Raw genomic sequence first — 19399 nt, forward strand, 5'->3', positions numbered from 1 at the left:
CGACCGGTGGCGGTGGGCCGGTCAGCCGGCGCTGCTGATCCGCAGGATGCCGGTGGTGGTGCCCTGGTAGACCACGCCGCCGGGGGCGATCGAGCCGACCATCTGGAGGGTGTCGAAGAGGAAGCCCGCGCCGAGGTAGTGGGTGCGGGTGACGGCGCCGGTGCTCGGGTCGACCTCGGCGTAGTCGTACGGATCGAGGATCGAGGTGGCGTCGGTGCCGGGGATGACCGGCCGGCGCAGCACGGTGTGGAGCAGACCGTCACCGGTGGACAGCCTCGGCACGGCGGCGGAGCGCACCGTGGTGTCCCAGACGAGGTCGCAGCCGGAGCCGTCGGAGCGGACGTCGACCCGGCTGAGGCCGCCGGAGAAGCGGCCGGAGGCGGGCACGCTCGGGCCGGCGTCGGCGGGCAGCTTGGGGTACGGGTAGCCGTAGGTGCTGGCGACGAAGACGGCGTTCCCGGCGCCGACCGGGGAGTTCTCGCTGCCGCTGCCGCCCGCCCTGAGGACGGGGACGGAGCAGACCTCGGAGCCGTCGGCGGTGCGGTAGACCAGCAGGTGCACGGTCGGCGCGGCGTTGTCGACGACGGTGACGTAGTCGGTGCCGGTGCGCGGGCCGAAGAAGGTCGGCGTGGAGCCGGTGCCCCAGCTGAGCTGTCCGGGCTTGCGGCCCGGCCCGCGGTCGTACGGCCGCCGCCAGGCGATGCGCGGAGTGCCGTCGGCCCCGGCGGTCAGTAGGTAGGTGGCGTGGGTGGTGGCCACCATCGTGCCGGCCGGGGCGGTGGAGAGGGAGTTGGCGACCTTCTCCCCGGCCGGGAGGGCGAGGGTGCGGACGGTGCCGGTGCGGTCGTCGGCGGTGCCGACGACCCCGCCGCCGGTGGCGAACCAGACCCGGCCCTGCCAGTCCGGGGACAGGCCGGTCACGGCGTCGCCCTCGGGCACGGCGCCGGCCAGCGACAGCCGGCTGTCCACGGTCAGCGCCCAGGCGCCGGTGGCGGTGCGGTGGTGGCCGATCCGCAGCAGGTCGCGGTTGCCGTCCACCACCACCAGGCGGTCGTCCTGGTCCAGGTAGGCGTACACGCCGCCGAGCAACGAGCCCTTGGCGATGGGGAGTTCGGCGACGGAACCGCCGTCGGCCGGGTCGAGCAGGTGGACCGTCGGGACGAGGCCGAAGATCGTGGTGCAGAGCGCGACCGGGCGTCCGTCCGAGCCGACCAGCACCGTCGGGCAGGCGGACTGGAGGGCCACCCGCTCGGAGTCGAGCGGGCCGGGCTTCGGGCCGGGCAGCGGGGTGGCGTCGGAGGAGCCGGTGTCGCCGTGCATGGTGGCGGTGCCGTCGGGCCCCGCGTACGGGTTGTGCGGGGGGAGCGGACCGAACGGGCTGTCGGCGTGGGCAGGAGCAGGAGCAGGGGCGGGGTCCGCGAGGGCGGGGACCGGGAGGGCCAGCAGGGCGGCGGTCACGAGTGCGGGCAGCGCGAGGCGCATGGGAGTTCCCGTCGGGAGAGGTGTGGACGGCGTGGTGGTGCACGTGATCGCCCGGGTGGGGGTTCCCGACGGCGCCGGGGGCGCCGGGCTGATCACCGCGTCAGAGCGCGCGGTGACAGATCGCCGAGCACGCGTGCCCGAGGTCGACGTCGAGTCGACGGCTCAGGTGCGTGTGGCGGTTCATGCGGCCAGCATGGACCACTGACACTTTGTCGCACAAGCGTCCGTCCGGCCCGTGGGACCGGGTGGTGCGGGTCAGAAGACCGAGCAGCCGGAGAGGGTGGTGAGGGTGTCCAGGGCGGTCACGGCGGCGACCGAGTTGCCGGCCTGGTCGAGGCGGGGGCCCCAGGCGCAGACGGCCGCGCGGCCGGGCAGTATGGCGAGGACGCCGCCGCCGACGCCGCTCTTGCCGGGCAGGCCGACGCGGAAGGCGAACTCGCCGGCGGCGTCGTAGGTGCCGCAGGTGAGCAGGACGGCGTTGAGGCGCTTGGCCTCGCCGCGGCTCATCAGCCGGGTGCCGTCGGTGCGCACGCCGTAGCGGGCGAGGAAGGCGCCGGCGAGCACGAGGTCGCGGCAGCTGGCGGCGATCGCGCAGTGCGCGTAGTAGTGGTCCAGCACGGTGTCGACCGGGTTCCGCAGATTGCCGTGGCTGGCGATGAAGTGGGCGAGCGCGGCGTTGCGGTGGCCGTGCTCGGCCTCGGAGGCGGCGACCACCGGGTCGGTGTCCAGCAGCCGGTTGCCGGACTCGCGGCGCAGGAACTGCCGTACGGCGCCGGAGGCGTCGCCGGTCAGGGACTGCAGGCGGTCGGTGACCACCAGGGCGCCCGCGTTGATGAACGGATTGCGCGGGATGCCGTGCTCGGTCTCCAGCTGGACCAGCGAGTTGAAGGGGTTGCCGGAGGGCTCCCGGCCGACGCCCCGCCAGAGGTCCTCGCCGCCGTCGGGGCTGTAGGCGAGGGCGAGGGCGAGCGAGAACAGCTTGGAGACGCTCTGGATCGAGAACGGCCGCTCCCAGTCGCCGACGCCGTGCAGTTCGCCGTCGACGGTGGCCACGGCCATGCCGAAGGCCTCCGGGTCCGCCTCGGCGAGGGCCGGGATGTAGTCGGCGACGTGGCCCCGGCCCGTGGTCGCCCGGGCGGCCGCCTCGGCGGCGGCCAGCAGGACGGGGTAGTCCAGGTTCTCCACATCGAACAAGGTTCTTCACTCCACGCGCGGACGGGTACGGACGGGTATGGACGGGTACGGGCACCGTCCGACCTGTGATTATCCGTCTTCGGGGGAGTGCTGTGCGCCAGGCGGGGGTGCGGTGCGTGGCGTGCCGGGAGGCCGGCGCTACGGCGCGTCGGTCGGCGCCTGGACCGGCGGGCCGGTCAGCAGGGTGCCGGAGTCCGTGTAGGGCCAGCCGTTCGGGACGCAGCCGTGCAGGCCCTTGATCTGCTGCATCATCACCGGCGCCGGGGCGCCCGGGCCCGGGCAGTCGACGTGGCCGTTGCCGAGGATGTGCCCGACCTCGTGGTTGATCGCCAGCGCGTGGTACAGCTCCGGCTGGTTCCGGTAGAACTCGGACAACTCGGTCCACCGCTTGAGGTTGATCACCACCTGGTGCTGGACGCCGCAGTTGACCCAGCCGCCGGTGTCCAGCCCGTACTGGCCGCAGATCCGGTCGGTGGAGCCCGGGGTCGCCAGGTAGACCGTGAAGTCCACCGGGTCGGCGGCCATCCGCTCGAAGGACGCGGTGCCCCCGGCCGCCCAGCCGCGCCGGGTGTCGCCGAGGACGGCGTCCACCTCGGCGGCGAACTGCGCCGGGCTCTCCGCGATGCCGTCCTCCACCCGCACCTTGTAGCGGTACAGGTGCTCCCCGGTGCCGAAGCGGGCGGAGCCGCCAGGGGCGGTGGTGAAGGCCAGCGGCGCGGGCTCGCCGCTGCGCCAGGGCTGCCACCACAGCAGGCCGGCGGTCACCGCCGCGACCAGGGCCAGGGCGAGCGCGGCGTGCCAGGGCCGCAGGCGCCACCGACGGCGCGGGCGGGCAGCGGCCGCCGTCATCGGCCGCTGCCCGCCGCCGCACGGCCGTGCGTCCGGCGTATTCGGTGGGTCGGGGGCGCGGCGGTGTCGGACATGGTGGTGGTGCTCCTGGGCGGGCTCAAAACGGGGTACATCAGGAGGAACGGTCCGGTTGCGGCGGAGGGTTCAGTCCTGTTGTGGGTGTCGGGGCCAGGGTAGGGGACGGCGGGAGCGCCAGGGCATCGCGGAACTCCCGGGCGAGGGAGAGGAACTCCTCCGGGGACCGCGCCGCGTGGTGCAGGTCGATCAGCGGCTCCGCGCCCAACTCCCGTACGGCGGTGGCCAGGTAGTGGGCGATCTGGGCGACCGTGCCGCGCTGGGGGACGTCGCCCTCGGGCGCCGGGCCGGCGGTGACCACCGGGTTCACCCGCAGCACCAGGCGCAGCGCCCCCGGGTCGCGGCCGGCGGACCGGGCGGAGTCGCGGACGCGCTCCCAGAGCGGGCGCAGGGCGGGCAGCGGCAGGCCGACGCCCAGCCAGCCGTCGGCGCGCCGCCCGACCCGCTCCAGCGCGGCCGGACTCACCCCGCCCAACAGGACGGGCGGGCGCGGTCGTTGGGCCGGTCGGGCCAGGACGGTCGACGGCGGGACGGTCCACAGCGCACCGGTGTGCCGGACGTCGGCGCCCCCGGTCCAGAACGCCTCCAGCACGTCCAGGGTCTCCTCCAGCCGGGCCGCCCGGCCCCGCCACGGGACGCCGACCGCCCCGTACTCGTCCTCGGACCAGCCGAGTCCGAAGCCGACGTCGAGGCGGCCGTTGCTGAGCAGGTCGATCGTCGTCAGGGTGCGGGCGAGCAGGGCCGGGGGGTACCAGGGCGCGTTGAGCGTGCTGGTGCCCAGGCGCGCCCGGCTCGTCGCGCCGGCGGCGGCGGTCAGCAGGGTGAGCGGGTCGAGGAAGGTCCGGTGGCTCTCCGGGACGGCGCCGCTGCCGCCGGGGTACGGGGTCCGCGGGGCGTTGGCGACCAGGAGCCGGTCGGCTGTCCAGAGCCGGTCGTAACCGAGCGCCTCGGCCGCGGCGGCGATCCGGACGGTCAGGGCGGGGTCGGCGAAGCGGCCGTACTGGGGGAGGGCGAGTCCGAGCGGCATGGGGTGCTTCCGCCTTCCGTGCGGGGGTCGGAGCACCCAGTGTCGGCCGACGGGTGCCCGGAACGCCAGGCGTCGGGGGCTCCCGCTGGACTCCCTTCGGGGCTTCTGCCGGGGCTTCCGTCGGGCGGGCGGCGCCGCCGGTTCCCGGAACCACTCGAAGGTGCCACCCGTGCGGCGTGTTCCTGGGGATCGCCGTCGGAATCGGCTGTTGTGGTGCGAGTCGATCACGACGACCCGCACCACCACCCGCACGACGACCACCCGCACCACGACCCGTAACCGGAGGCACCGTCATGTCCATCACCACCGTCCTCACCGTCGACGGCATGAGCTGCGGCCACTGCGAAAGGACCGTCAGCGCCGGGCTCGCCGCCATCCCCGGGGTCACCGAGGTCGTCGCGGACGCGCCGAGCGGACGGGTCACCGTGGCCTCCGCCCAGCCGCTGGAGACGGCGGCGGTCCGCAGCGTGGTGGACGGGGCCGGCTTCACCCTCGTCGACGAGATCTGACCCCGGACGGGCCGGGGCCCGCCGCCTGCTACGGCGGGCCCCACCAGGCTCAGCCCATGCTCTTCGCGCCGTCCAGCGACTCGCGGACGATGTCGGCGTGGCCCGCGTGCTGGGCGGTCTCCGCGATGACGTGCAGCAGCACCCGGCGGGCCGACCACTCGGCGTCCGCCTCGAACCAGGGCGCCTTCGGCAGCGGCTGGGTCGCGTCCAGGTCCGGCAGGGTGGCCACCAGCTCGTCCGTCCGGCGGGCCACCTCGGCGTACTCCGCGAGCACCCCGGCCAGCGTCTCGCCCGGCAGGAGCCGGAACTCGTCGGCGCGGCGGGCGAAGTCGGCCTCGGTCATGGCGGAGAAGTCGGGCATCGCGGACGGGCCCTCCACGATGAACTCCGCCCACAGCCGCTCCACCGTGGTCACGTGCTTGACCAGACCGCCCAGGCACAGCTCGCTCGCACAGGTCCGCAGGCCGGCCTGCTCGTCGGTGAGGTCGCGGGTGGTGAAGCGCAGGAAGTGCCGCTGCTTCTCCAGCGCGACCAGGAGGTCGGCGCGCTCGCCGGTGACGGGGGCGGTGGCGTCGGGGGTGGTGGTCGTGGTCATGGCTCTGGCCTTCCGTTCGGGTCCTGCTCGGGTCCTGCTCCCTCGGACGAGAACCACGTTACGGAGCATTGCGGCCACTTCCTGTCCTGAATTGCGGCCAGAATCGGGACATGGCGAACACCAGCACCCGGACCCTGCGACTGCTCTCCCTGCTCCAGACCCACCGGTACTGGCCCGGCGAGGAACTCGCCGACCGGCTCGGCGTCTCCGTCCGCACCCTGCGCCGCGACATCGACCGGCTGCGCGACCTCGGCTACCCCGTCGAGGCCCAGCGCGGCGTCGAGGGCGGCTACCAGCTGGCCGCGGGTGCGGCGCTGCCCCCGCTGGTCATCGACGACGAGGAGGCGGTCGCCCTCGCGGTCGGACTCCAGGCGGCGGCCGACAGCCCGGTGGAGGGGGTCGCCGAGGCCTCCGTCCGGGTCCTGGCCAAGGTCGTGCAGGTGATGCCGGGCCGGCTGCGCCGCCGGGTCGAGGCGCTGCGCGCCGTCACCGTCCCCGTCGACTGGGGCACCGCCCCCGCCTCCCGCGTCGACCCCGACGCCCTCACCGCCGTCGCCCTGGCCTGCCGGGACGACGAACGGATCCGCTTCTCGTACACCGCCGCCTCCGCGCGGCGCACCGAGCGGCACGTCGAACCGCACCGGCTGGTCTGCCTCGACCGGCGCTGGTACCTGGTCGCCTACGACCTCGACCGCGGCGACTGGCGGACCTTCCGCCTCGACCGCCTCACCGCCGCCGAGGCCACCGGCGCCCGCTTCGCGCCCCGCACCCTCCCGGCCGCCGACGCCGCCGAGTTCGTCCGCGCGGGCCTCAGCGCCATGCCCCGCCCCAACCGCGTCGAGGCCCTGGTGGAGGCCCCCGCCGACCGCGTCCGCGCCCACGTCGGCCGCTGGGGCGACGTCGAGGCGGTGGACGCCACCCGCTGCCGCCTACGGATGACCGCCGACTCCCTGGACTGGCCCGCCATGGCCCTGGGCTCCCTCGGCGCCGAGTTCCAGGTCGTCCACCCGCCGGAGCTGCGGACCCTCATCGCGGAATGGTCCACCCGCTTCGGCCGGGCGGCGGAAGGCGCCGCGGAGGAGTAGGAAGTCGGCCCGATCGACTTCCTGTGCGGGGTGGGGCTGTGGTGGGGTGGTCCTCCCGTGGGGTGGGGCTGGAACTGCCGGGATTCGTACGGTCGTTACGCCGGCCGGGGGTGGATGGGGGTGGGTGTGGCGCGGGTCAGGGTGTGGCGGGTCAGGAGGTTGTTCCGGGAGGCGGACCACAGGTACGTGCGGGCGGCGGACCTGAGGCTGGAGGGGGTGTTCCAGCTCCTCACCCTGTCGGGGTGGCGGCGGGCTCGGCGGCTGCCGCTCGTACGTCGGCAGTGGCTGCGGGCGGTGGAGGAGGATGCGGACCTGGCGCTGACGGCGCTCGCCGACGCGGTGGTGGACGGGTTGGACGTGGCGACCGGCGAGTTCGTCGACGAGGCGCTGGCCCGGTGGGTCCGTTCCGGTCGGCAGGGCCGTTTGCAGCGAGGTGCCTACGAACGGTTGCGGGAGGCCCTGGCCACGACCGGCCGGTCGCTGGCCGCCCGGCTGACCGACCTGTACCGGGGGGAACCGGCGCTTCGGGAGCACCGCAGTGCCCCGGAGGTGCGCGACATGCTGATGGAGTACCACCCGGAGCACCCGCCGATGGAGCTGCTGATGGCGGTGGGCCCGCTGGGTTCGGAGGCGGACTGGTGGTGCGATCTCGGGTACCGGGCGGTCGAGGACGGTGACCTGGAGCTGGCCGACCGGCACTTCGCCCGGTCGCACGACCTCGGTTGTCCGCACGTGCGGAAGCGGGTGGTGTACCTCGCTCTGCTGCGGGTGGCGGAGGTCGGCGACCGGGTGCAGGTGCGCGACGCCCTCAGGACGGCCCGTGAGCTGCATCCCGCCCTCGACCACGAGCAGTTGTTCTACCTGGACTGCCGGGCCGTCCTCGCCGGTGCGGAGCCGGACGTGGCGGCGATGGTGCGGTTGCGGGTGGACCGCCCCGACCTGCGTCAGCTGTGGCTGGCCCAGCACTTCCTCCGGGTCGGGAACCCCGTCGTGGCCCGGGCCAGGTTGCGTTCGTGCGTGCGGAAGGCCGGGAAGCTGACCCAGGACCGGTACTGGCACCTGGACAGGCGTGACGACGATCCCGATCCGTCCGACGTCCTGCGCACGGCCAAGGCCCAACTGGCCCGGCAGGACGGGCGTCGCCAGGACGGGCGTGAGGCGGCGGGCCCGGACGCGCGGCTGCTGCCGTCGGTGCACCGGTTCGACCCGGGCTATCTGCACGAGGCGCCGCCGGAGCCGTAGTGGCGGCGGGCCGCCGCCACTACGGGGCGATGGACTCGATGGTGGCGCGCAGGCGCCCGAGTACGGCGGGGAGTTCGGGCAGCGGGGGGTTGGCGAGGGCGAGGCGGATGGCGTTGGGGTGGTGGGGGCCGGTGGCGAAGGCGTCGGCGGTGGAGACGAGGATGCCCTCGGCGGCGAGCAGGGCGGCGACCCGGTCGGGGCGCTGGTGGGGTTCCAGGGTGAGCCACTGGATGTAGGAGGCGGGGTGGGCGGTGACGGCGAGGCCGGCCAGGGCGGTGCGGGCGAGCCGTTGGCGGTCGGCGGCGTCGGCGCGGCGTCGGGCTTCGAGGCGGGTGACGGTGCCGTCGGCGAGCCAGCCGGTGGCGAGGGCGGTGATCAGGCCGGGGGCGCCCCAGGCGGCGGCGCGCAGCTGGGTGGTGGCGGCGCGCAGGTGGCGGTCGGGGAGGACGGCGAAGCCGAACCGCAGGCCGGGGGCGACGTTCTTGGACAGGCCGGCGACGTAGCAGGTGCGGTCGGGGGCGAGGGCGTGCAGCGGCGGGGGCGGTGAGGCCTCCAGGAAGGCGTAGGTGCCGTCCTCGATCAGGGTGCAGTCGTGGGCGGCGGCGAGGGCCGTGAGGCGTTGCCGCTGGCCGCGGTCGAGCACCCAGCCGAGCGGGTTGTGGACGGTCGGGACGGTGTAGACCGCGCGGACCGGGCGGCTGCGGCAGAGCCGGTCGAGGGTGTCGAGGTCGGGCCCGGTGGGGGTGACGGGCACGGGGGCGAGGTCCAGTCCGTGCGCGGCGGCGAGGAGTTTGACGCCCGGGTAGCTGAGCGCGTCGACGGCGAGGACGTCGCCGGGGCGGGTGAGGGTGCGCAGGACGCAGTCGAGGGCCTGCTGGGCGCCGCTGGTGAGCAGGACGTTGTCGGGGGCGGTGTCGACGCCGCGGTCCAGCAGGTAGCGGGCGACGGTCGCCCGGTCGTGCCGGTGGCCGCCGGGCGGGTGCTGGCGCAGCAGGGCCTCGGCGTCGCCGGAGGAGGCGAGGGCGCGCAGCGCCCGGCGCAGCTGGTCGCCCTGATCGGGGGCGAGGGGCTGGTTGAAGGAGAGGTCGGCGGTGCGGGGCACCGGGAGCACGCGGGAGGGTTCGAGGCCGTCGTAGCCGGAGCGGACCCGGACGAAGGTGCCGCGGCCCTGCTCGCCCACGACCAGCCCGGCGGCGCCGAGTTCGGCGTAGACGCGGGTGGCGGTGGCGAGCGCGAGGCCGCGTTCGCGGGCGAGGGCGCGGTGGGTCGGCAGCCGGGTGCCGGCGGGCAGGGCGCCGGAGCGGATCGCGGCGGCGTACTCGTCGACGACGGCCTTGTAGGAGGGAGGTCGCACGGGGGCCTGCCGTTCCGTGGTCCGAAGGCGTGGGCGGGGGAGGAGGAAGTGTATCCAGGACAATAACTGGATTGTCCTGGACCACCTTTCCTAGCCTCGCTCGGGCAGTGACCGAAGCGACCACGGCGAAAGGGAACCAGCGGCCATGACCGTCCACAGCGAGCGGGACCAGCACGTCGTCACCCTCACCATCGACCGGGAGAAGAAGCTCAACGCCCTCGACTACCCGACGATCGACGCGCTGCTCGCCGCACTCGACCGGATCGACGCCGACGACAGCGTCCGCGCCGTCATCCTGACCGGGGCCGGGCAGCGGGCGTTCAGCGCGGGCGCGGACATCCCGTCGCTGGCGGCCAGCATCGCGGGCGGGCCGGAGCGGGCGCTGCGCGAGTTCGTCCGCCGCGGCCACACCCTGACCCGGCGGATCGAGGAGTTCCCCAAGCCGGTCATCGTCGCGGTCAACGGGCTGGCGTACGGCGGGGGTTGCGAGCTCACCGAGGCGGCGCCGCTGGCGATCGCGGCGGAGCACGCCAGCTTCGCCAAGCCGGAGATCGCGCTCGGCTTCCCGCCACCCTTCGGCGGCTCGCAGCGGCTGCCGCGCCACGTGGGCCGCAAGCGCGGCCTGGAGCTGATCCTCACCGGGGACCCGGTCCCGGCCGCCCGGGCGGCCGAGCTGGGCCTGGTCAACGCGGTCGTCCCGGCCGGTGAACTGCTCGACGAGGCACGGGACCTGGCGGACCGCATCATCCGGTACGCGCCGACCGCGGTGGCCGCCTGCCTGCGGGCGGTCACCCGCGGGATCAACCTGCCGATCGACGAGGGCCTCGCGGTGGAGGCGGCGGCCTTCGCCGCCACCGTGCCGACGGACGGTGTGCGGGACGGGATCCGGCGGTTCCTCGACCGGACCTGAGGCCGGATATTCGCTTGGCCGACGGTGGCGGGCCGGGCGATCATGGCGGGATGTCCGATCTGTTCGAGCGGGTAGCCGCCTTCCACGTCGCCTTCGCCCGCCGCCAGGCGGCCGAGGTCATCGAACTGCCGGAGTTCCCAGGGGTTTTCGCCGTACGGAACCCCGAGTTCGTGCGCTCCCACGAGCACAACCAGCTGATCGTCACCGGGCCGGGCACCGACCCGGCGGCCCTGCCGGGGCTGGCGGCGCGCTGGCTCGGGCAGCGCCGGCAGTACGCGATCACCGTGCTCGACGAGGCGTGGGGCGAGCGGGCCGCGCCGGTACTGGCCGGGGCCGGGTACGCGCGCAGCGCCGTGGTGGTCATGGCCAGGGGCACGGCGGGCTGCGCACTGCCCGAACCGGCCGCCCTGCCGACGGAGTTCGCCGAACTGCGGGAGCCCGTCCTGCGGCAGCAGCGGGAGTGGTACGAGGAGGCGGAGCTGCTCCGCCAGCTCACCGACCGCCGACCGGCCAGGCGGCGCGGCGCCGAGCAGGTGCACTTCCTGGCGGCCCGGGCGGCGGACGGCGAGGTGGCCGCCTGGGTCGACCTCTACCTCGAACCGGCCGCCGGGCTGGCGCAGTTGGAGGACCTGGTCACCGCGATCCCGCACCGCGGGGCCGGTCACGGGGACACCCTGCTGGCCAGCGGCCTGGCCCTGGCGGCGGCGGCCGGGATCCCGCGGCTGTTCCTGCTCGCGGACGCGGTCGACTGGCCGCGCACGTGGTACGCGCGCCGGGGCTTCGTCGAGATCGGCCGCAACCTGTCCTTCCAGACGAGCTGACGACCGGGGGACAGGCGATTGGACGGTGACCTGAACACGGAACGGGCCCTGCCCCGTGACCTGATGGCCGTCGACACCCCGGCGCTGCTGCGACTGGAGGAGCGCGCCGTGGATCTCGGCCTCTCCCAGCGGCTCGACCCGGCGTGGCTGAGGGCGCACGCGGCGCCCGACGGGCGGCACTACCTGCGGGCGGCGCTGTGGCACGGGCTGTCCCACCGTCCCGAACTGCCGGCCCGGTTGCGCTGCGAGCTGGTGCTGGAACTGCGGACCGGCGAGCAGGTGCTGGGCCTGCTGGACGTCCTGCCCGAGGAGTTCGCGCGGCTGTCGGCGGTGACGTCCCGCGACGAGGGCCTGCCGGTGGCCCGTCTCCTGGGCGGCGGCGGGCTGCGGTCGGTCAGGGAGTACTCGGGCGGGGAGTAGTCGGCCGGGGAGTAGTCGGCCGGGGCGCGGGCGGCGTACGACAGGGGGCCGCGGGGCTGACCGGCTCGGCCGCCGCCCGCCCGCAGTGGTCGGCGACGGTGTCCGCGAAGGCCCGGGCGAGCGGTCCCAGGGTGAGCCACTCGCGCGCGGCCCAGCCGACGGTGAGGCCCGGGAGGTCGGGCAGCGGGACCAGCCGGAGCCCGGGGTGGCCGGGGCCCTGCCACTCGGGGAGCGCGGGGACGACGGCGTGGCCGAGGCCGAGTTCGGCGAGCAGGATGGCCGTGTCCCAGTCGGTGACGCTGGTGTCGAAGACCGGGCGGATGCCCGACTTGCCGAGCCAGTCGTCCAGTTGGGAGCGGGAGACCGAGTTCTGCGGCAGTCCGATGAGCCGGGCGTCCTGGAGGTCGGCGGGTTCGATGCGTTCCCGGGCGGCGAGCGGGTCGGCGGCCGCCACGGCGAGCACCCACGGCAGGTCGGCGACGGGACGCTGCTCGATGCCGCGGACGGGCGTGCCCAGGGTGATCCAGGCCAGGTCGACCTGGCCGGCGGTGAGCGCGTCCAGACAGCTGCGGCTGGAGACGCCGGTCTGGAACTCCAGGCTGACCTGCGGGAACCGTTCGCGGAAGTCGACCACGGCGGCGGACATGAAGTGCCGGATGCTGGTGGCGCCGGTGGTGATCCGCACCGATCCGCCCTCGCCGCGGGCGAGTTCGGCGATGGTGCGCAGCGCGTGGTCGATGCCGCCCAGTCCGTTGGCCACGGCGGTCTGCAGGTGGCGTCCGGCCTGGGTGGGCACCACGCCGCGCGGGTGCCGATCGATCAGGGTGAGGCCCAGCTCGCGCTCCAGCCGCTTCACGTGCTGGCTGACGGCGGACTGGCTGCACGCCAGGTCGCGGGCGACGGCGCTGAGCGAGCCGGCCCGGCAGACGGCGGCGAAGACGCGGAGGTCGTCGAGGGTCACGAACGCCCAGGGTACTGCCGGGTCCGGGACGGCACGAGAAGGGGCCCGACCCAAGCCTGACCTTGGAAGTTCCCCAGGAAATCAGCGGATTGACTTGGAAGTCCGGCAGCCTCGATCATCGACGGCAGGGCCCGCAGGAGGGCGGCAACCCGCCCGCTGCCTTCGCGGCGCTCCGGACGCGTAGAGGCGGGGGCGGGGCGGGTGCCGACCCGTAGGTACCCGCGGGCCCATGGGCACGTCGGGCAGTGGAGGGGGAACGGAACATGCGGTACGCCGATGGTCCCGGTACGGACTGCGAGGTGTTCGTCCGGGCGGAGGTGGAGCGGGTCTGGGCACTGGTCACCGACATCGCGCTGCCCGCCCGGCACAGCCCGGAGCTCCAGCGGACCGCCTGGCTGGACGGCGCGGCCGGCGCGGACGGCCCCGCGCCGGGCGCCCGCTTCGAGGGGTACAACCGCCGGGCGGGCATGCCCGATTGGCGGACGGTCTCCGAGGTGGTGGAGCTGGTCGAGCACCGCGCCTTCGCCTGGGCCGTCCTGGACGTGGACGGCCGCTTCGGCACCCCGGTGACGGACGCGACCGGTGCGCTGGCCCGGTGGCGCTTCGAGCTTCGCCCCGAGGACGGCGGTACCCGGGTGCGGCACTCGGTGCTGCTCGGCCCGGGCCGCAGCGGAGTCACCCGGGCCATCGACGCCCGGCCGGAGGCCGAGGAGAAGATCGTCGCCTTCCGCCTGGGGGAGCTGCGGACCGGGATGACGGCGACGCTGGAGGGCATCAAGTCGGCGGCCGAGAGCGTGGGTTGAGGTGTCGGAGCTGGAACGTTCGGAGCTTGAGCGTGCGCTGGACCCCGACGGGCTGCTCGCGGAGGTCCGGGCCTCGGCGGCACGCCTGTGCGCGGACCTGGCGCCGCTGACCGACCGGCAGGCCCGTGAGCCCTCGCTGCTCCCCGGCTGGAGCCGGGGCCATCTGCTCACCCACCTCGCCCGCAGCGCCGACGCCTACCGCTGGATGCTCGCCCTCGCCCGTACCGGCCGCGCCCCCGGGCCGCGCGCCGACGCCGCCGAGCTGGACCGGCAACTGCGCGCGGGCGCGGGGCGCGCCGCCGGAGCGCTGGTCGCCGACCTGCGGGACAGCCTGGACGGGCTGCTGCGGGACGCGGCCGAGCTGCCCGCCGGGCGCCGGGACGTCCTGGTCCCGGCGTTGGCGGGCTGGCGGCACCCGGCCTGGTACCTGCTGTGGCGGGCCTGGCGGGAGCTGGAGGTGCACGCGGTCGACCTGGGCCTCGGCCGCGGGCCGGCCGACTGGCCCGCGGCGTTCGTCCGGGCGGCCCTGGCCGAGACGGCCGCGGCCCTGGCCGTACGGGCGGTGCCGCTGGCCCGGGTGGAGGCCGAGGACCTCGGCCTCGGCTGGGCGATCGGCGGGACGGGCCCGGTGGTGAGCGGCCCCGGGCACGCGCTGCTCGCCTGGCTCGCCGGGCGCGGCCCGCTGGCGGCCCTGCGGGTGGACGGCGGGCTGCCGGCGCCCGCGGTGCTGCCGGCCTGGCCGTTGCCGCCGGTGCCCGGCTGGGGGTGAGGTCCGCTCAGGAGGCGGAGGCGGAGGCGCGGGCGGTGGCGTCGGAGGGCGGGTGCCCGGCATCAGCACGGGTGATGCCGGTGACCGGCCAGGGGCTGTTCGGGACGGGCCCGGAGGAGCGGAACGGCGTACGGCGGGGTCGACCGATCGGTTGATCCCGCCGTACGCCGTTCACCAGGAGAGTGGGTAGCGGACCGGGTGTCCGCCGATCCGGCCCGGCAGCAGGCCGACGGCGACCAGCAGGGTGGTGGCCAGGACGAGCAGCGGCAGGAAGGGCACGGGGTGCGGGGCTTGCAGGACCACGATGACGGCGGTGGCCGCGGCGGGGGAGTGCGAGAGGTGGGTGAGCAGCATCGCGCCGAGCGCCAGTCCGGCGGCGATCGCCGCGCCCCAGGCGGTGCTGCCGGTGACGGCCAGGGTGGCGTAGCCGAGCGTGGCGGCCAGCAGCTGGCCGCCGATCAGGTTGCGCGGCTGGGAGATCGGCAGCCCGGGTGCGCCGTGCACCAGTGCGGCGCTGGCCGCCAGGGGCGGGATCAGCAGCGGCTGGTGGAGCAGCACGCCGATCCCGACCAGCACGAGCAGGGCGCCGACGGCGTAGACGGAGTCCCGCAGCACGTGCAGCGGGTGCGGCCGCGGGCGGGCGCCGGTGGCGGGCGGTATGCCGGGGGCGGGCGGTGGGGACAGCGGGGCGGGCATGTGCGGGTGGCTCCGGATGGAAGACGGGGGACCCGCCGATGATAAACAGACTGTTGAAGGAGAGGTAGGACGTTTTGCCTGCTGGGCACATTGTCGAGACGGGATCCGAGGAGCACCGCGTGATCGCACCCACCCCACCGGCCGTCACCGTCTTCCGGGACGTCCGCCCCTTCGGCGCCGCCGAGGCCGTCGACCTGGTCGCCGTGGACGGCGTCCTCGCCGAGCGCGTCCCGGACGGCGCGGCGCCGCAGATCGTCGAGGGCGCCGGCCGGATCGCGCTGCCCACCCTGGTCGACGCCCACATCCACCCCGACAAGACCGCCTGGGGCGAGCCCTGGTACAGCCGCCGCCCGGCCGGCTCGCTGCCCGAGTACGTCCAGGGCGACGTCGACCTCCACCAGCGGCAGCGCACCCCGCTCGCCGAGCGGGCCCACCGGCTGCTGGCCCACGCGGTGACCCGTGGCACCCGGGCCGTCCGTGCCCACGTGGACGTCGCCCCCGCCTTCGGCCTGGCCGGGGTCACCGGGCTCGCCGAGGTGCGGGAGCGGCTGGCGGGCGCGCTGGACCTCCAGCTGGTCGCCTTCCCCCAGCACGGGGTGCGGCGCACGCCCGGGGCGGGCGAGCTGCTGGCCGAGGCGGCCGCGAGCGGGCTGATCGACGCGATCGGCGGAATCGACCCGGCCGGGTTCGACGGCGGCCCGGACGGCACCGGCCCGGCCCAGCTGGACCTGCTCTTCGGCCTGGCCGAACAGTACGGCCTGCGGCTCGACATCCACCTCCACGACCGGGGCGAGCGTGGCCTCGGCCCGCTGCGCGAGATCGCCGCGCGGACCGCGGCGGCCGGTCTCGCCGGGCGCGTGGTGGTGAGCCACGCCTTCTGCGTGCCCGAGCTGACCGGCCCGCCGCTGGCCGGACTCGCCGAGCTGCTGGCAGGGTCGGGGGTCGGGCTGACCACCGTCGCGCCCTCGGCCCACCAGGTGCTGCCGTTCCGCGTCCTGCGGGAGCACGGCGTGCGGGTCGGCCTCGGGTCGGACGGCGTGCGCGACTCCTGGAGCCCGTACGGCAACGCGGACCTGCTGCACCGCGCCCACCTGCTCGGCTGGACCACCGACGCCCGCACCGACGGGCAGCTCGCCGACTGCTTCGCCCTGGCCGCCGACGGCGGCGCCGAACTGCTCGACCTGCCGCCGGTGACCCTGGCGCCCGGCTCGCCGGCCGACTTCATGCTGCTGACCGGCGAGTGCCTGCCGCAGGTCGTGGTCGACCTCCCGCCGCGCGAACTCGTCGTCCGGGCGGGGCGCGTGGTGGCCCGCGAGGGGCGGTTCACCGGCTGACCTTCGGCCCCGCCCCTGCGTGGCCCCCCGCCTGCCCGCGCCCGGCACCGGTTCGTGCGGTGCCGGGCGTCCGGCTTTCCGGGCGCCCGGCTGTCCGTCCGTCTGTCCGGCCGTCCGACTACTCGGCCTTGAGGTGCGCCAGCGTGACGATCAGCCGGTCGGCGATCCCCTCCGGCCACGGAAAGGCGACCGTGACCGCCCGCTGGTGGGCCAGCCCGTGCAGGCCCAGCCAGAGGGCCACGGTGTCCGCGAACGCGTCGTCGCTGCTGGACGCGCCCGTGGCCACGCACGCCTCCAGGGCCTCGACGAACAGCTGCAGCAGCTCCTGGCCGAGGGTGCCCATCTCCTCCGGCGTCACGGTGGTGTCCTGGAGCGCGGGCACCCAGACGCCGCCGAACATGGTGCGGTACCGCTCGGGGTGCTCCCGGGAGTACGCCAGGTAGGCGTGGCAGAGGGCGGTGAGCCGCTGTCGGGGGTCGTCGTCGGCCGCGTCGACGGCGGTGCGCAGCCGGGCCTCCATCTGTTCGAAGGCCTGTCGCACCACGGCCAGCATGATGGCCGGCTGGTCGGGGAAGTGGCGGTAGATCGAGGGGGCGGCGATGCCGACCCGGCGGGCGACCGAGCGCAGGGTGACGGCGGTCTCGGTGCCGGCCTCGTCGAGCAGTTCGACCGCGGCGGCCACGATGTCCTCGCGCAGGCGGGCGCCTTCCCCGCGACGGTTGCGGGCGCGGACGGGGGCTGTGCTCGGTTCGTTTCCCATGGCGTGAGCTTACAGGTGAAAACTTACGAACGGCAGCTCTTGTCAGTCGTGAGCTTACGTGTGTAACTTTACGGCTGTAGCCACCGCACCGCAGAGCCGAACGGAGCACACCGTGAACAACGCCGTCGTCACCCACGCCACCGAGGTCGTCCTGCCGGGCGAGGTCGAGCCGAGCGGCCTGCGGCTGCGCACCCGCGACCTCCCGCCGCCGAGCGCGGGGCACGTCCTGCTCCGGATGGACGCCACCGGGGTCTCCTTCGCCGAGCAGCAGATGCGCCGCGGCAAGTACTACGACCAGCCGCCCTTCCCCTTCGTGCCCGGCTACGACGTGGTCGGCACCGTGGTCGCGACCGGCCCCGGCGTCGACCCCGCGACGGTCGGGCGCCGCGTCGCCGCCGTCACCAAGACCGGCGCCTGGGCCAGCCACCTGCTGCTCGACGCCGCCGACGTCGTCCCGGTGCCGGACGGCGTGACGGCCGCCGACGCGGAGACCGTCGTGGTCAACGGCGTGACGGCCTGGCAGATGCTGCACCGGACCGCGAAGGTGCGCCGGGGCGGCACGATCGTCGTGCTCGGCGCCAACGGCGGCGTCGGCTCGACCCTGGTCCAACTGGCCCGGCACGCCGGGATCACGGTGATCGGCACGGCCTCCGCGCGGCACCACGACACCGTCCGCGCCCTGGGCGCGACCCCGGTCGACTACCGCGACCCCGAGCTGTACCGGCGCATCCGGGAGCTCGCGCCGGACGGCGTCGACGCGGTGTTCGACCACGTCGGCGGCGCCGGACTGGAGCAGTCCTGGTCGCTGCTGCGCCGCGGCGGGGTCCTGGTGTCCTACGGCACCGCCGCCACCAAGGACGAGGCCGGCAACTCCCAGCTCCCTGTGCTGAAGCTGTTCGCCCGGCTGGCGCTGTGGAACAACCTGCCCAACGGCCGGTCCGCGCACTTCTACAACTTCTGGGCGGGCAAGCGCCGCCCGGCGGCCTTCCGGGCCCGGCTGCGCGAGGACCTCACCCAGGTGCTGGCCCTGCTCGCCGACGGCACGCTCACCGCCCAGATCGCCGCCGAGTTCCCGCTCGACGAGGCCGCGGCCGCGCTCGCCCTGGCCGAGTCGCGCACCGTCGCGGGCAAGGTCGTCATCGTCCCCTAGTCGGGGGCCGGCGTCGGCCGGATGCCCGAAACCCCTTCTACCGCACCAGGATTGGAGCTCCACCCATGGTCGACCCAGCTGCCGCCCGGACCGTCCGCCGCCGCTGGTGGTGGTCCCTGTGGGGCCTGATGGCGGTGTCGGCGGTCGGCATCGCGGCCGTCTTCGTCCCGCCGTACCTGACCGGATCCTCGTACGCGCCCATCGACCGGAGCATCGTCGGCTACTACGCGAGCCTCGTCGTCCACGCCGGGCCGGCCGGACTGACGCTGATCATCGGGCCGTTGCAGTTCGTGCCGCGCCTGCGGACCCGCTACCCCCGGCTGCACCGGATCGCCGGCCGAGTGTACCTGGTCTCCGTGGTGGCCGCCTCGGCCGCGGCCCTCTACGCCACCACGGTGTCGCCGAGCGGCTTCCCGCTCCAGGTCGCCTTCTTCCTGCTGACGGCGGCGTGGCTGTACACCGCGGCCCAGGCCTACCGGACGATCCGGCGCGGCGAGGTGCAGCTGCACCGGATCTGGATGATCCGGAACTACGCCCTGACCTTCGCCGCGGTGACCCTGCGGATCTACCTCCTGGCCGGCCTGGCGCTGGCGAAGGTCGTCCCGTCCCTGACGTTCCGGGACGTGTACACCACGGCGGGCTGGGCGGCAGTCCTGGGCAACGTGCTCGTCGCGGAGTACGTCATCGTGCACCGGACGCTGGAGCGCTCGACCCGCCGGCGGCGCGACGCTTCCGCCTCGGTGACCGTCGCGGGCACGGCGGGCACGGCGGGCACGGCGGGCACGGCGGCCTCGACGGCCCAGCGGGCCTGACCGGCTTGACCGGCCCGAGCGGCCGTGCGGGCCTGACCGGCCGGCCGTCGGTCAGGCGGTGTCGGCGGCGGCCGCCGCGATGCGGGCCTCGATCTCCGTCAGGATCGGCCGGTAGGCCTCCTCGTAGGTGCGCATCCGGTCCAGGCACTCGGCGAACAGCCGCCGGGAGCGGGACCTGCGGTGGGGCATCAGGCCGTAGCGGCGCAGGCGCACCGAGCGCATGTCGACCATGAACCCGGGCCGGCAGCGCACGCCGTGGGCGTGCCGGACGGTCTCCTCGGCCTCGCGCAGCAGGCTCAGGTAGGCGTCGTGGCCGACCTTCCAGCGGGCGGCCTCCTCCGGGGTGCCGGGCACCGCGACGCCGCGCAGGGGCGGCAGGGTCGGGTCGGCGATGTCGTAGAGGGTGAACTCCAGCCCCTCGGGCGCCTGGGCCCAGGACATCACCCGCCACGGCCACGGGATCAGGGTGTAGGTGCGGTGCTGTACACGGATCACGCGGTTCCCCCCGGTGTCGGTGCGCATCGGTCCGGCGGCCGGGGCCTGCTGCCCCG

Annotated in this window: 22 protein-coding genes; 12 read left to right on the top strand and 10 right to left on the bottom strand. The window is 75.2% G+C overall.

Annotated elements, in window-relative coordinates; translation table 11 throughout:
* Window positions 1–21: 21 nt before the first annotated feature.
* Window positions 22–1482 (bottom strand): hypothetical protein, encoded by a 1461-nt coding sequence (locus ACFC1T_RS10195; RefSeq protein WP_375886009.1) that lies wholly within the window; start codon window positions 1480–1482, stop codon window positions 22–24.
* A gap of 31 nt (window positions 1483–1513) precedes the next feature.
* On the opposite strand from ACFC1T_RS10195, the gene ACFC1T_RS10200 reads away from it, so the two are divergent.
* Window positions 1514–1687, top strand: a complete 174-nt coding sequence (locus ACFC1T_RS10200) for a hypothetical protein (protein WP_375886011.1) — start codon at window positions 1514–1516, stop codon at window positions 1685–1687.
* Window positions 1688–1737: 50 nt separating this feature from the next.
* On the opposite strand, the gene ACFC1T_RS10205 is transcribed toward ACFC1T_RS10200, so the two are convergent.
* The 3 genes from ACFC1T_RS10205 to ACFC1T_RS10215 all read right to left on the bottom strand — a co-directional run bounded on the left by ACFC1T_RS10205 (window position 1738) and on the right by ACFC1T_RS10215 (window position 4627).
* On the bottom strand, window positions 1738–2658 hold the full coding sequence (locus ACFC1T_RS10205) for a glutaminase (protein WP_375886202.1): 921 nt from the start codon (window positions 2656–2658) through the stop codon (window positions 1738–1740).
* A gap of 156 nt (window positions 2659–2814) precedes the next feature.
* Complete coding sequence (locus tag ACFC1T_RS10210) at window positions 2815–3525, bottom strand: DUF3152 domain-containing protein (protein ID WP_375886013.1); 711 nt, start codon at window positions 3523–3525, stop codon at window positions 2815–2817.
* A gap of 112 nt (window positions 3526–3637) precedes the next feature.
* On the bottom strand, window positions 3638–4627 hold the full coding sequence (locus ACFC1T_RS10215; protein WP_375886015.1) for a TIGR03619 family F420-dependent LLM class oxidoreductase: 990 nt from the start codon (window positions 4625–4627) through the stop codon (window positions 3638–3640).
* A gap of 293 nt (window positions 4628–4920) precedes the next feature.
* On the opposite strand from ACFC1T_RS10215, the gene ACFC1T_RS10220 reads away from it, so the two are divergent.
* Window positions 4921–5136, top strand: a complete 216-nt coding sequence (locus ACFC1T_RS10220; RefSeq protein WP_375886017.1) for a heavy-metal-associated domain-containing protein — start codon at window positions 4921–4923, stop codon at window positions 5134–5136.
* A gap of 49 nt (window positions 5137–5185) precedes the next feature.
* On the opposite strand, the gene ACFC1T_RS10225 is transcribed toward ACFC1T_RS10220, so the two are convergent.
* A complete protein-coding gene (locus tag ACFC1T_RS10225) occupies window positions 5186–5731 on the bottom strand; it encodes a DinB family protein (RefSeq protein WP_375886020.1) in 546 nt (181 codons plus the stop codon).
* A gap of 110 nt (window positions 5732–5841) precedes the next feature.
* Between ACFC1T_RS10225 and ACFC1T_RS10230 the strand changes: the two genes are divergently transcribed.
* Together ACFC1T_RS10230 and ACFC1T_RS10235 are read left to right on the top strand one after the other, a co-directional pair.
* Complete coding sequence (locus ACFC1T_RS10230) at window positions 5842–6816, top strand: helix-turn-helix transcriptional regulator (RefSeq protein WP_375886022.1); 975 nt, start codon at window positions 5842–5844, stop codon at window positions 6814–6816.
* A gap of 216 nt (window positions 6817–7032) precedes the next feature.
* On the top strand, window positions 7033–8058 hold the full coding sequence (locus ACFC1T_RS10235) for a hypothetical protein (protein WP_375886023.1): 1026 nt from the start codon (window positions 7033–7035) through the stop codon (window positions 8056–8058).
* A 19-nt stretch (window positions 8059–8077) separates the two neighbouring features.
* Here ACFC1T_RS10235 and ACFC1T_RS10240 read toward each other — a convergent pair whose 3' ends face one another.
* Window positions 8078–9412, bottom strand: a complete 1335-nt coding sequence (locus ACFC1T_RS10240; protein ID WP_375886026.1) for a PLP-dependent aminotransferase family protein — start codon at window positions 9410–9412, stop codon at window positions 8078–8080.
* 145 nt (window positions 9413–9557) lie between these two features.
* Between ACFC1T_RS10240 and ACFC1T_RS10245 the strand changes: the two genes are divergently transcribed.
* From ACFC1T_RS10245 to ACFC1T_RS10255, 3 genes are read left to right on the top strand one after another with little or no spacing between them, the layout of a single operon-like run.
* Window positions 9558–10322 carry a crotonase/enoyl-CoA hydratase family protein gene (locus tag ACFC1T_RS10245; protein ID WP_375886029.1) on the top strand — a complete coding sequence of 255 codons (765 nt, stop codon included), beginning with the start codon at window positions 9558–9560 and terminating at the stop codon, window positions 10320–10322.
* Between the two features lie 50 nt (window positions 10323–10372).
* Window positions 10373–11143: a GNAT family N-acetyltransferase gene (locus ACFC1T_RS10250; protein ID WP_375886032.1), complete on the top strand. Its 771-nt coding sequence runs from the start codon at window positions 10373–10375 to the stop codon at window positions 11141–11143.
* 18 nt (window positions 11144–11161) lie between these two features.
* Window positions 11162–11563 (top strand): hypothetical protein, encoded by a 402-nt coding sequence (locus ACFC1T_RS10255; RefSeq protein ID WP_375886035.1) that lies wholly within the window; start codon window positions 11162–11164, stop codon window positions 11561–11563.
* On the opposite strand, the gene ACFC1T_RS10260 is transcribed toward ACFC1T_RS10255, so the two are convergent.
* A complete protein-coding gene (locus tag ACFC1T_RS10260) occupies window positions 11538–12524 on the bottom strand; it encodes a LysR family transcriptional regulator (RefSeq protein WP_375886037.1) in 987 nt (328 codons plus the stop codon). The genes ACFC1T_RS10255 and ACFC1T_RS10260 overlap by 26 nt on opposite strands.
* A gap of 263 nt (window positions 12525–12787) precedes the next feature.
* Between ACFC1T_RS10260 and ACFC1T_RS10265 the strand changes: the two genes are divergently transcribed.
* Both ACFC1T_RS10265 and ACFC1T_RS10270 read left to right on the top strand, forming a co-directional pair.
* On the top strand, window positions 12788–13327 hold the full coding sequence (locus ACFC1T_RS10265) for an SRPBCC family protein (protein ID WP_375886039.1): 540 nt from the start codon (window positions 12788–12790) through the stop codon (window positions 13325–13327).
* Between the two features lies 1 nt (window position 13328).
* Window positions 13329–14096, top strand: coding sequence for a maleylpyruvate isomerase family mycothiol-dependent enzyme (locus tag ACFC1T_RS10270; RefSeq protein WP_375886042.1), 768 nt, complete (start codon window positions 13329–13331; stop codon window positions 14094–14096).
* Between the two features lie 171 nt (window positions 14097–14267).
* Here the strand turns inward: ACFC1T_RS10270 and ACFC1T_RS10275 are convergent, their stop codons facing one another.
* Window positions 14268–14792, bottom strand: a complete 525-nt coding sequence (locus ACFC1T_RS10275; protein WP_375886045.1) for an HPP family protein — start codon at window positions 14790–14792, stop codon at window positions 14268–14270.
* Between the two features lie 119 nt (window positions 14793–14911).
* On the opposite strand from ACFC1T_RS10275, the gene ACFC1T_RS10280 reads away from it, so the two are divergent.
* Window positions 14912–16126: an amidohydrolase gene (locus tag ACFC1T_RS10280; RefSeq protein WP_375886047.1), complete on the top strand. Its 1215-nt coding sequence runs from the start codon at window positions 14912–14914 to the stop codon at window positions 16124–16126.
* Window positions 16127–16244: 118 nt separating this feature from the next.
* On the opposite strand, the gene ACFC1T_RS10285 is transcribed toward ACFC1T_RS10280, so the two are convergent.
* Complete coding sequence (locus ACFC1T_RS10285) at window positions 16245–16886, bottom strand: TetR/AcrR family transcriptional regulator (RefSeq protein ID WP_375886050.1); 642 nt, start codon at window positions 16884–16886, stop codon at window positions 16245–16247.
* A 112-nt stretch (window positions 16887–16998) separates the two neighbouring features.
* Here ACFC1T_RS10285 and ACFC1T_RS10290 point away from each other — a divergent pair, with 112 nt between their 5' ends.
* A complete protein-coding gene (locus ACFC1T_RS10290; protein WP_375886053.1) occupies window positions 16999–18036 on the top strand; it encodes a medium chain dehydrogenase/reductase family protein in 1038 nt (345 codons plus the stop codon).
* Between the two features lie 65 nt (window positions 18037–18101).
* Window positions 18102–18848, top strand: coding sequence for a DUF2306 domain-containing protein (locus ACFC1T_RS10295; protein WP_375886056.1), 747 nt, complete (start codon window positions 18102–18104; stop codon window positions 18846–18848).
* A gap of 51 nt (window positions 18849–18899) precedes the next feature.
* Here ACFC1T_RS10295 and ACFC1T_RS10300 read toward each other — a convergent pair whose 3' ends face one another.
* The gene (locus tag ACFC1T_RS10300) at window positions 18900–19343 is read right to left on the bottom strand and encodes a hypothetical protein (RefSeq protein WP_375886059.1); all 444 of its coding nucleotides are present in this window, start codon (window positions 19341–19343) and stop codon (window positions 18900–18902) included.
* Between the last annotated feature and the right edge of the window lie 56 nt (window positions 19344–19399).

Origin of the sequence: Kitasatospora sp. NPDC056076, assembly GCF_042266305.1 — a bacterium.
Classification (GTDB): Bacteria; Actinomycetota; Actinomycetes; order Streptomycetales; family Streptomycetaceae; genus Kitasatospora.